Raw genomic sequence first — 12,630 nt, forward strand, 5'->3', positions numbered from 1 at the left:
TTTTTATGTCTACAACATATATTAATTGCAACGGGAAGATTGTGCCCGAAAGCGACGCTGTGGTGTCTGCCGACAACAGAGCTTTCCGGTATGGTGACGGTCTCTTTGAGACTATGCTATGGAAAGACGGAGATATCCGGTTTTTACCCTTTCATATAGAGCGTTTGCAGGAAGGACTCCGGATGCTGCATATGGAAGATGCGCATCGGTTTGATGCCTTTTTTATCAAGTCCAAGACGGAAGAATTGATTCGTAAGAATAATATGCTGGGGCAGCAGGTACGGGTACGTTTGATCGTCTATCGTGATGGGGGAGGATTATATGGTCCGGAAACCAATAAAACGGCTTATGTGCTTCAAATTGCACGTATACCGGAATCGCTAAGAGATAAGAAGGTTGGCCTTATTGTAGATCTGTATACGGAATACCGCAAACCTTACAGCGATCTTTCCAAGCTGAAATCCAATAATGCTTTGATATATGTCATGGCGGGTCTGCATAAACGAAAGCATCGTTTTGATGAAGTATTGTTACTTAATCAGGAGGGGTATCTCTGTGAAGCCTTGTCTTCGAATATATTTGTGTTTTATGAAAAGGTATTATACACTCCTGCGATCTCAGAAGGTTGTATAGCCGGGGTAATGCGCAGAGTGGTGATGGATATGGCTACGGATGAAGGTATAGCTGTAGTAGAGGCGCAGATCAGTCCCGAGATTATGAGTCAGGCAGATGAGATCTTTTGTACCAATGCGGTGCATGGAGTACAATGGGTAATGGGGTACAAGCAAAAACGATATTTTAATAAAATATCCAGAATATTACAGGAAAAATTGCTGACCTGGAATTATCAAACCGAAGAATAGAGGTTTATAAAGTTTTTGACTCTTTCTTTGTTGAGTTATAAAAAAGGTTGTCTGGCCATTCGTCAGACAACCTTTTCAATTTACCGGGCTAACCAGGTTTCAATTAGGGATTTAAGTTTAGGGTCACTCGGTCTTGGACTGTCTGTCGTAATAATATTTCCTTTTTTATCAATCAACATATAACGTGGAATACCGGTTACCTTATAGGCTGCTGAAAGGTCATTGCCCGGGCCGGCATGTAGTTGTATACCTTTTAGATTTTTCTCTGGTACATATTTGTCCCATGCTTTTTTATCCTGATCTACCGATATCCCGACAAAGGCAATATCTTTTCCTTTAAACTGTTCATTCAGTTTCTCCCAATGAGGTTCTTCCGCTTTACAGGGGCCGCACCATGTTGCCCAAAGATCTATCAAGACCAGCTTTCCTTTCAGGTCTGCCAGAGAAACTTTTTTACCGGTTATATCCGGATAGCTAAAGGCAATCGCCTGTGTACCTTCTTTCGTATCTGCCAGCTTAACAGCGATAGCTTGTGCGCGTTCCTGTTGATCCTTCAATATAAAGTATTGCTTGTATTGGTTGTACATGTCCTGATAGTCACTATAAGAGCGGGCTCCTGAAAGTCGGGCTAATACATATTGTCCTTTTATGACATCAGCAGGAATAGCTTCTACCTGTTGTTGGAAAGTCGGTTTACTCGACATATCTATTTTTTTATACACTAAACTGGTCATGAAACGGTCTCCATAAGGAAACTTTAGCAAGTCTTCCGAAAGAAACGGATCCGATTTGAACTGGATATAGTAATCCGAAAGTTCTTCTTTGCTTGGATGTGCAGAACGAGGTGTATAGAGATAACCGATAGCCAGATTGGCAAAATCAAAATCAACTATTTTGGAAAAAAATGCATCAAATTTAGCATTTCCCGTTTTATTACGTGATTTGATTGCATCGAGTTGAGTATACATTTCTTCTACTTCAGGGAAGAAATCCATGTATGTACTTATTGTGGTCCAATAGACGGATTTATCCAATAGCGAATAAGATGCCTTGAACCAATCCGTCAATGCAATGTTTTCAGGACTATTGTTTCCGGAAAGCGAATAATTTGCTTTTTCTAAGCGGATGTTCAGTTCGTCATTTCCTTTAAAATAGAATTTAAATACATGACGTAAACTTAGCGCATCCGATCCACCGACCGCGTACAATCCCTGATATTCAGGCGTGAATTTGAACGCAAAACGTTCGGATGAGTCAGGCGTAGCCGTAGCTATTTCCACCAAGCGACCATTCAGTACTTTGTAAAGAAATACCTTTGCATAGGATTTCTTGTCTGCAGTCCCATTAATAATAGTGGCATTTTGAGCCATCAGACTACTGGTCAGGAGACTCAGTAGCAGAATGAATAAGGAAGTTCTCATATGATTTATAATATTATTTTCAATTGCATTTATGAAAGAGAGACTATCTGTTGATTGTATAAGATTGTGTAACCGTATCAGATTGTGATTCTATGGTAATAGCAGTGCCTTTTTCCAGATTCAAGATGCTCTCCAAAGCAGTCTTATCCTTTAGAAAAGTATGTGTCGGAATGCCATTGATACTCGAGATGGCTGCTCCGGTTGCTAATTTTACTTTTTCATCCGCCGCACCAACTACACTGAGTAAGCGTAATTTACCTTCTGAATCATAACCGAAGAGATAACTGCCGATTGAAAAATCCTGAGGATAGGGGTACAGGTGATTAGGCTCCAGATATATCTCCCGGTTTTGGAGATTGATCGTGAAATTATATCTGCTGATCAGGCGTACGCCAATAGATCCGTCAAATTCAGGTTTCCAGTTTTCGTTGTTGGCGCCGCCAGCCATTAGCGTTACGGGCAAATTCGGAACTGCAGGGAGATGTGAAAAGGAAAAGTTGTGACTTCGTCCTGTAAAAGTAGGAGAGACCATACCCATGCTCGCTGTCGTGCCCTGATACTCCGGTTTAAATCCGCTGACCAGCAGTCTGTTTGTCCGCACAAAAGGTCTGAAGCATATCAATGAATAAGATGCTCCTGTATCAAAGACAAAATTTCCGGTATAGGATTTTCCGGCACGGATTTCCAGATTCCCCGGAATAATAAGCAATCCTGCAGGCATTTCAACAGGGATTGCGTGTCCTTGTTGTTCGTACTGATAATCTCCAAAATCGTAGAGCAGCAATTCGCATTTGTCATAATCAACTTTTGTGATAAATCGCTTTACCAGACTATTTCCGATGATGCCATCTGTCTCTCTGTGCATCTCCGGGAATATCGCAATACCCTGACCCTGCAATTTTAGCGTATCTAAGGAAATGGTATTATTATCAGATACCTGAATCTGCATATTACCTCCCACTACAGAGGCATTATTCTGCCGCGTTACTTTGAGTCCGATTTCATCCGCAAGTTGTTGGCTGACGGCCATACCGTCTGCTCCTGTGTCAAATAATAACCGCAAAGGGCGTTTAAAATCATTAATCTTTACAGACAGTATTATTGTCCCGTCGTGATTCTCAAATGGTATTTTAGCCCGTAATCGAGACGTTTGATAACGATTCATGCCGTAGAGCTGATCAAATAGATCCAGATAGAGCATACGATCTGCTGAGTCGGTATAAAAGGCTGTCTGCACGGTGCTCTTATCTGTTTTGCTGATCTCTATTGCTACCTTGTGTCCTGAGTCTTGCTTTTGCGTGGAGATGAATCTGACATTCTCAGCAGGATAGCTCGAGAGAATGTGATCCAGATAGCGTACTGCTCCTTGCTGAGTGTTGCCGGCAATAGAAAATGAGGGCGCTAATGCTGCTTTTAAATTAGCAGAGTTCTTGTCCTTAAAGGCTTGCCGGATTTGCTGTACAAGTTTGTGATCCTGTTGTGCAAATACATTATTTATTAAAGTCATGATCAGAATGGTAAAAAGCATTCTGATTTTTTTTATCTCTTCTTTTATCATTATTTTGCTTTTACCAACCCAAAGGGGCGTCTAATGAACATACATCTGCTACTTTTCCGAATCCTTCAAAAGAGTAATAACGATTGTAAGGGGCATTGAACTGGGGAATATCATATATATCTACTTTGCCGGAAGTAGCAGGAGTGTTGGGATCATATGTTGCCACGATTAAACCATACAAAACTGCTTTAAATCTTCTTCCATATGTGTTTTGAAGAGTCGGATGGTTAACTGTAACCGGACTTACATATGTTGTCTGATCGTATTTTAACATGGTGATAATTCGATTACCATAATCCTGTTGCATTTTAGTTTCTTTGGTATCTACATCGTATTGATATAATTTACCTCCTACTGCATATTGGAGATATCCGTACTGTTGATCTACAGCAAACGCAGTCGCCTTTGAGAGTTCTGGTAATGTACTTATATCATCCCAATAAGTAGCATTAAAACTAGCTGCATTATTCATTCTGGCAAGGTAGTATCCTGAGTTATCTTTCAAAATAGCATAAGCACGGCCTCCATAGGCCAGTGTCTGTCCCATCCATACCAAATCTTTGCCAACATTATTAGGGTTAAATGCTGCACTTGCCGTATTATAGGGCAGAGGTGATGTAGAGGTCATAGATCCGTTGCTATTTCGTACAAATCTTTTATTCGTATTGTCGTACATCAGTGTAGACAGGTTAATGGTAGAATTTCGATTGACGGCCAAGAATGGAGCTATCTTAAAGTAAGAATTATCTGATAACCTGTTTATGGGTGTGCCAAAGTTGTATTGGAAAGTGGCATATCTCAGGAAAGCATCTCCATTATAGGTAGCAAAACCGTTTCCACCTCCGCAAGAAAAAATTTGGTCAACCTTATTTAATGCTGCTCCTCCACCGGTTTCAAATTTAAAAGCGTATCGTTCGCTGTAGATAAAGCCATCAGTTAGGTTTAATTTTTCCGTTGCATCTTCAGTTCCTATGTATAAAAAGTACTTGATGGGATTTCCGGTCGCCGGAATACGATTGGCCCAACCATGTAAAAATTTTGGTTTTCCGGATAAAGTAAGTGTTTTTCCAGTCTCTGAATCAGAAAAAAGGAGATTAAATTTACGAAATTCCTTAGGGTAAGTGTTTGTTTCAAAGTTATATTCAAAGAAATCTAATTGACTTTGATTATTTACTTCACTCAGGAAAGCCCAGCCTCCTTTAAATGATCCCTCTACTTTCAGACTAAATGTTTTTTGCCAGCTTATTCCCGAAGATTTTTCAGTTACTCTATAGAATAGACTATAATTCCCTATTCCAAAAGGAAAAGGCATATTTAGTATTCTTGTTTCCGCTACAAGTTTTCGCTGTTCGCTCTGAGGTAAAGCCGGATTAAAACTGATCCACTCATAACTATAATCTTCTTCCTTAAAGTCCGGATCCTGTGTGAATGTAAGTTTGGGCTCAATCTTAATATTTTGGCCGACTGTAATACGATAATCTGTATCGATTCCATCTATAGTAAGATCGTTAATATCCTTATAATCATAATTACCAAGGTCTTTTTTGCAGGAGACAAAAGCTGATAATACGAATAGAATAATAATGTATCTGGTGTTTTTTAACGTTTTCATTTTATATTGAACATTAGATTGTTATTTATCTTGCATATCTTCCCATAGTGATCACCTGTCCTGTTTCATCTTTATGAATCCTTCCCTCACCAGCTTCTTTTGCAAGCCAGAATTTCATATATCCACCCCAATAGGACAACAACGCGATAGTGAAATAATTTTCTTTAGCATATTTCTCATCGATAAAATACTTTGGTTCGATATCAAACAGATCCAGTAATAATTGAAGTTTTGTTTTTGAATATGTACCCAGATAATCTTCAAGCATTGGTTTATAAGGAGCAACAGACCAGGCATAGGGAGCATTGAGTATATCATCGATTTTGATTGTGTACTTTAATAGAGAGACTTTAAAATTCTGATTTGGTGCAAACCTATATTTGATATTTGTATTGAAATTCTCATTTTCTTCCAACATCAGTGTTGCACTTAGTTGTTGCTGTTTCATATCAGCAGTCCGTTTCAAAATAATATTGAGAGATCCTGTATTTTTTCCTGCCGGAATAATCAGTTTATCTTCATCTATGTTGTAGTGAATGCCTGGCTGTAGGGAAGATTCAGGACTTGATGAGATCTTGAAAATCCGGTCCACATTCATAATAGGTCCTGTTGCCAGCACATCTATCTTTTTAAAAAATACATTTACAGTATCAGGCATATAGCCAAAGGATTGTTCAAAGACGAAATCTTTCTTTCTGTCCAGGGCAGTATTATATATTTCAGGAAAATAAATACTGCTTCCGGAAACCTCCTGATTAAAAGTCTCTAAAGGATCTTCTTTACAACTTAATAATAAAACAATTAATGAAAGGGCTATAATCTTTTTCATAATTAGTAGATTTAACGGTTATTTAATTCTTCTTCAGGAACAGGCACAGCCCATGCAGAAGCAGGTACCACGAAGCCATTTAAGTTGGATGGGGAAATGATATTGCTGATTTGTTTTCTTTTGTAGTAATACCATAACTGACCTTCTCCATAAAATTCTTTTCTATACTCCTTTAATATTTCATTTTCCAGACCATTTGAAGAGGATAAACTGCTTATACCCCTATGGTTTCGTACCGTATTAATGTAAGATAATGCTTCATTTGGGTCAGTAGCACATTCAGCAGCGATGTAGTACATTTCACTTAGACGGATTAATGGGATAGTGAATCTTTGTGGTTGTCTTGCATCTTTTTGTACAAGGTCAGCATACTTAAAGAATGTTGGGAAGGCTACCCCGGTAGGTGGAACTTTCCAGATATAATCTTTTCGGTAGTCATTGCTGTTATTTTCATAAACAGTATTGATAAAAGATGCTGACCCACTGGCCAAGAGACTTTCACTGGACAATTCGTAATAGAAATATTTATTGTAGTCATTATACAGTTCTCTAGAGTACGCTGCAAATAATAGTTCGGTCGAAAATATACGATCAGGATTTTCATTGTCTCCTGTTATCTTATTCGGAATAATCCAGGGAAATAAAGCTGACTTATCTATGATAGTTTTTGCAGCTTGATATGCCCCTGTTTTATCATTTTTCCACAATAATACACGCGCTTTTAGTCCCTGAACAGCATAATAATTAAAGCGTAAATGATTATTGTTTAATGACCCTTGTGTCAAAGCTGGGTCCTGATCCAGGTATTTTGATGCCTCTTCGAGATCAGTTAAGGCGAATTGTATAACATCTTTTGCAGTTGAGAAATCCACTATATTTTGTCCCAACTTATGGTAATAGGGAATGGACAACGCTATAGGATCGGCCGTGTATGATCCGGGACCAAATAATCTCAGAAGATCAAAGTGTAAAAAAGCTCTCAAACCTAAAGCTTCACCTTTTATTAACCGGGCTTTGTCTGCGGAGATATTTGCTTTATAAGTCTCTAGATTTTCTAAAAGCTTGTTTACGTTTGCAATAGCAATGTAACTGTCTTGCCATATTCCTGCAAATATCTTTTTTACATTGTCTTTTTGATACTCATATGCAGCTATATCTGTATTAAGTGATGTCCCCGCAGTCTGATATCGCTGGGCTAATAGCTCTACGGTGCTAAGTGTTAGGTGATTACCATAAAGATTATTTTGTCCCATTAAGATATAGATACCGTTGAGTTCGTCAATAAATCCTTGTTCATTGCGAAAAGTCTGTTCTTCTGTAAATTTGTCTTCAGGTTGTACCTGAAGCCATTTTTGACAAGATACTGTTACAGTGAACACTGCTATTAGCAGAAAAAAATAATATCTTTTCATGTTATCTAAAATTGGCGGTTAAACTAAAGGAAACTGTTCGTGCATATGGAAAGTCTATTCCACGTTCTCTCCTTACGGTAGATAAACGTGCGATATCATTTAAGTATCCAGTGAGACGTAAATTACTCAATCTGGCCTGTTGCATCCAGGATTTGTTTCTCCACTCATAGCCTAAACTTACTGATTCCAGTGAGATCGTATTTTCCTGTTGAACAAATCGGCTGGACATCTGTGTCGACTCATCAATTCCCATAAGGTTATTGTATGCCTGATTGTAATCATTAAGTTGTATTTTTCTGAATTCGCTGATGTCACCTGGATTTTTCCATCTCGAATATAAGGCTCTTTTATCCTGATTATATTTGAGCAATTGTTGCATTGTGATGTTTTCAACTTTGTTGAATAAAGCAGAGTTGAAAATATCCTGATCATATATATATCTGATACTTATACTTGTCGTGAAACCTTTATAAGCAAAATTAGTGTTGAATACTCCTTGCCATTTCGGACGAGTGTTACCAACTACCACCGCATCTTTCCAATCGTATTGATAAGAGTATGTCCCATCTTTCTTCAAAAAGATTTCAAGTCCTGTTGAGGGGTCAATCCCTACAGAAGGCACCGTCCATATATCTGCCGGATCCCCTCCGTCCCGATAAGCGATAAGTGATTTATTATTGCGAAGAGAAGTATTCAGGCTTTCCAGTATATTGTTAAATTTATTGTAAATCTGTTTATTGGTAGCTGCAGTAAGACTAACTGTCCACATCGTACGATTTTGAGGTTGATTAATAATATTATACTTCGTCATAATCTCCATTCCGTCAACGGTCAGACTTCCTGCATTAAGAGGATATTTTGATAATGCTGTTGACGGTGGCAGAGCAACACCTATTACTAGTGGATCTGTAAGTTTACGGTAAGCATTTAATTGTATGGTCACTCTATTGTTCCAAAGATTAGCATCCAGACCTAAGCTGTATTGTGTGGTATTCTGCCATTTCAGATCTTTATTTCCCAAAGCACTGATAATAATTCCCTGACCATTTTGGTTGAAGCTGTTTAGATAATCATAAGTACTAACTGAGGTATAACTTGCAAAATTCTGGTTACCGGTCAACCCTACATTCGCTCTAAGACGAAGTAAGTTAACCCAGTCCGTTTGAGCAAGAAAATGCTCTTTGTGTAGATTCCAGCTTAATCCTGCTGAAAAGAAGGGTGAGTAAATGTTTTCATTTCCAAATGCGGTAGAACCATCATAAGTAAAAGAAAAATCCGCATTATATCTTTGATCATAGGAATAGTTAAAAGAAGATATAATAGAATGTCTTCTGCTAATACTCTTAGAAGCCTCCGGTCTTCCATTAGGAGCATAACCATAGGCAAATTTGGGATTTCCATTGCTTGCAGATGGAAATCCTATTGCTAAAAAACCATTACTGGTTGCATCTTTACTATATAATTCGGTTCTTAAAAAGGCATTTATAAGATGTTTGCCAAATGTTTTTCCAAACTGTCCGTCAATATTCCAGATGTAGCTAAACATGTTTAGGTTTTTAGAATTAAGCGAGCCTCTTTCTAATGTAGGTTTTTCATAAAAAGAGTTATCTAAAGGGGAAACAAATACATTTGTTTTTGTGTCATTTTTGCTGATTTGCAATGAGGTAGAAAACTTCAGGGAGCTGTTTAAGTCGTAGCGAGCCTGAAGATTATTAACCAGTGAAAAATTCTTCCCACGGTCAAAATTTCCCAAAGAAGCATTGTATTGCGGATTTGAAATATATTCAACCTGTGGTCTGTAAGGATTTTGAATTATTTCTAAAAAGCGATCTGTTGAGCCTATTTTCTCATAGTAGGGATTCGTGTTGACCCATGTTTTGAAAGATCCATATGGAGATTCGTTAGAAGAGTAGCCATTAATGTATAGATTATTACTGATATTCAATTTTTGATTGCGGTAAGATAGGTTAAGTGTAGTACCCCAAGTTTTTCTCCCTGAACCTTTCATTGCTCCCGAAGTATTTTTATAATCTCCTCCTACTGTATATACCAGTGAACCTTCTCCTCCTGTTACTAATAAGGAGTGACGCTGCGAGAAGCCTGTTTGTACCGGATCACTTAGCCAGTAAGAGTCAATTCCCTGATTGATTTTTTTCAAACGATCCGAATACAATTGGTCAAGATGCATTTGTGTGATAGGGTTATCTAACCGTGGATGTCTTATATAACGCCCAGATAAACGCTCAAATTCAAGTTTTTCAGCTGCATTCATCATGTTATAACTACTGAGATCAGGTAAATCCACATTCGCATCCAAAGTGTAATTGATATTTATATCTCCTGCTTTGGGTCTGATAGTTTCGACTACTACTACACCATTTGAAGCTCTGGAACCATAGATTGCTGTAGAGGCCGCATCTTTTAATATCGTTATAGAGGAAATCCTGTTTATATCCAAATCCGTTATTGTACGTAGCGTTGTAGGAAATCCATCCAATATGAAAAGTGGTTGATTTGGATCTTCTCCGAATTCATCTCTTAAACCTTCTGTCGAAATACTGGTCTGACCTCTCAACTCTATGGTCGCTAGTGCATTAGGGTTAGAACCCGAAATATTGTTCTCCATGACCAAAAAAGAAGGATCCAACGATTTTAGAGCCTGAATGACATTCGTATTACCAATAGATTTTAAATCTTCCTTACTAAAAGTAGAGGTGGCTCCGGTAAATGTTTCTTTTTTCCGGTTTATCATACCTGTAATGACTACCTCATCAATATTTTGGTCTGATTTATATAGTTTAATCACAATCGGAGATTGGTCCATAGTTACCCTTACTTCAACAGACTTAAAGCCAAGATAAGAAACGACCACGGTCTTATGATCCGCAGATAATGGTAGGGTGAAAGTACCATCATCCTGAGAAGAAACAGCTTTTTGAGGATCCGACTTTAATCGTACAGAAGCACCTACTATAGGTTTTCCGGATTCGTCTATTACCTTTCCTCTGATATAAGTTTGTTGAGGTATCGATATGACAAAGCTCTCATTCATTACAACCTGAGATCTCTGGACAGGTCTTTTCTTTAAAACCACCGTTTTATCAAAAAATTCAAAACCGAACCCGGCATCCTTCAGGATCGTGTTTAAAGCTTGTCTTAAAGGTGTCTTTTCCAGATGAACAGAAAGGTTTTTTACAGTATTTACATCCGTCTTTTTATAGAAAAAGACGTAACCGCTTTGCTTCTCAAATTCTTTGAGTGTACTTTCCAGCGTGATATTATTTTGCTTTAACGTAATGTTTTGTCCATACGAATTAGCATGTACCTGTAATAGCCCTATCCCCATCAGGAAAGCTATAATTTGCACTTTCATAACTATAGTCGTTAGTGTCTTATTAAAATGCATTTTGCTTAGCTGATGAAAGAGACAGGTAGGAAATATATCGCCCTTGCTTCGCTGTACAGCAGGATGCATTTCGTCTTTTTTTGAAAGACGGTTTAGATTAATTTTCATTAACTTTGTTAAGTTTAGATGTAAAATTTAATTATTCGATAATTAGAAAAAACAATTGCCACTGTTTTTTTTAGCAGCTAAACGTATCGGTCCGGATCGTGTTGGCGCACTTTCCGGATTTTTGTTTTACTGCAGTCGCCTGGGTTAGCTGGTTCCGTAGTTGTGTTTCATTCTTTTCATTTTTAGTTAAGGTTAGTTTATGATTAATTTTCGTTTGTTTTGTTGATTGGTCACTGCCTGTACGTTTATATCTGCGTACTCCAGTAGTTTTATAAGTTTATCCAGCGATAGATTTTTCGGAATCTTTCCGCTATAGGTGATCGCATTTTTGTTGGCATACTCGATTTCTACATCATACCAGCGTGCAATTTGCCGGAGGACTTCTTCAGAGTTGGTGCCGTCAAAGCAAAACTGTCCCTGTGTCCAGCCTATAGCATAGCTGGCATCTACCTGCTGACTCAACATCTTATTTGCTTGTAGTACAGTTTGCTCATCAGGTTTTAAGATGATTGGGGTAATGTGTTTGTTGTTTGGATTTACACGGACAGATCCTTCGGCAAGCGTTGTCTTGACGACAGGTTCATCCTCGTAAGCATTAATATTAAACTTTGTCCCTAGTACTTCTGTGCTTTGTTTTGCTGTCTTTACAATGAATTTGCGATGCTGCGGATCTTTGGTCACCTCAAAATAGGCTTCTCCCTGAAGCATGACAATACGATCGGTATTTCCAAATGTTTCCGGATAAGATAAACTGGATTCGGCATTAAGGAATACTTTGGTACCATCCGAAAGTACAATGCTATACTGTCCGGCTTTAGGTGTTTTTAGTGTATTTAATTTATCCGGATGGGCAGTTGTAGTTTTATTTACGTAGGTAATCTGACCAGAAGCATCTTTGGTAAACAATCCGTTGCCTGCAGTCAGAGACTGGTCTGTATCCAGATCGCTCAGATCTATTATTTTTCCATCCGCCAGTGTTATAGTCGCTTTATTTTCTCCCGGAGTTATAGCCGCGATTTCCTGAGCCTCCATAGGACTGAAGCTATTGCGGGCATTAAAATATGTATATCCAAAATAACCGATCAGCAATAACCCTGCTACTGCACCGAGTTTATACCACAGAGGTTTGATAACAGAGGATGTCGGATTGATTTCTTTCCATAATTTTGCTTTTGTCCGTTTCTGAGAAGATACGGCATCGGCATCTGAATGCACATGGTCGAGCTCATCATACCATTTGTACAATGCCTGACGTTCCTCAACGGTTTCTTGCCTGCGCAAATATTTAGTTAGAATATGACTGATCTTCTTGTCTGCTTTCATAATATACGGCTGTTAGCTAATGACTGTACAGTTCGGTTATATATATAGTGAGACTTGCGGGGGACAGCACCTACTCCTTTTTTTATTTTTTTTGAAAT

General features: G+C 38.3%; 8 protein-coding genes. 1 reads left to right on the top strand and 7 read right to left on the bottom strand.

What is annotated here, in order from left to right:
• The first annotated feature begins 5 nt into the window (after nucleotides 1-5).
• Nucleotides 6-863 (top strand): aminotransferase class IV, encoded by an 858-nt coding sequence (locus I6J03_RS14785; RefSeq protein WP_003004994.1) that lies wholly within the window; start codon nucleotides 6-8, stop codon nucleotides 861-863.
• Between the two features lie 80 nt (nucleotides 864-943).
• Here I6J03_RS14785 and I6J03_RS14790 read toward each other — a convergent pair whose 3' ends face one another.
• From I6J03_RS14790 to I6J03_RS14820, 7 genes are all read right to left on the bottom strand, one after another.
• Nucleotides 944-2,284: a TlpA family protein disulfide reductase gene (locus tag I6J03_RS14790; RefSeq protein WP_232279647.1), complete on the bottom strand. Its 1,341-nt coding sequence runs from the start codon at nucleotides 2,282-2,284 to the stop codon at nucleotides 944-946.
• Nucleotides 2,285-2,327: 43 nt separating this feature from the next.
• Nucleotides 2,328-3,791: a retropepsin-like aspartic protease gene (locus tag I6J03_RS14795; RefSeq protein WP_232279646.1), complete on the bottom strand. Its 1,464-nt coding sequence runs from the start codon at nucleotides 3,789-3,791 to the stop codon at nucleotides 2,328-2,330.
• A 61-nt stretch (nucleotides 3,792-3,852) separates the two neighbouring features.
• Entirely contained in the window at nucleotides 3,853-5,454 is a 1,602-nt protein-coding gene (locus tag I6J03_RS14800; protein ID WP_003004990.1) for a PKD-like family lipoprotein, read from the bottom strand.
• A 25-nt stretch (nucleotides 5,455-5,479) separates the two neighbouring features.
• The gene (locus I6J03_RS14805; RefSeq protein ID WP_003004988.1) at nucleotides 5,480-6,283 is read right to left on the bottom strand and encodes a DUF4843 domain-containing protein; all 804 of its coding nucleotides are present in this window, start codon (nucleotides 6,281-6,283) and stop codon (nucleotides 5,480-5,482) included.
• Nucleotides 6,284-6,294: 11 nt separating this feature from the next.
• Nucleotides 6,295-7,695, bottom strand: coding sequence for a RagB/SusD family nutrient uptake outer membrane protein (locus I6J03_RS14810; protein WP_003004986.1), 1,401 nt, complete (start codon nucleotides 7,693-7,695; stop codon nucleotides 6,295-6,297).
• 1 nt (nucleotide 7,696) lies between these two features.
• Nucleotides 7,697-11,209: a SusC/RagA family TonB-linked outer membrane protein gene (locus tag I6J03_RS14815; protein WP_003004985.1), complete on the bottom strand. Its 3,513-nt coding sequence runs from the start codon at nucleotides 11,207-11,209 to the stop codon at nucleotides 7,697-7,699.
• 192 nt (nucleotides 11,210-11,401) lie between these two features.
• Entirely contained in the window at nucleotides 11,402-12,532 is a 1,131-nt protein-coding gene (locus I6J03_RS14820) for a FecR family protein (RefSeq protein ID WP_003004983.1), read from the bottom strand.
• Nucleotides 12,533-12,630 lie beyond the last annotated feature (98 nt).

The organism is Sphingobacterium spiritivorum, assembly GCF_016724845.1.
GTDB classification, from domain to species: domain Bacteria; phylum Bacteroidota; class Bacteroidia; order Sphingobacteriales; family Sphingobacteriaceae; genus Sphingobacterium; species Sphingobacterium spiritivorum_A.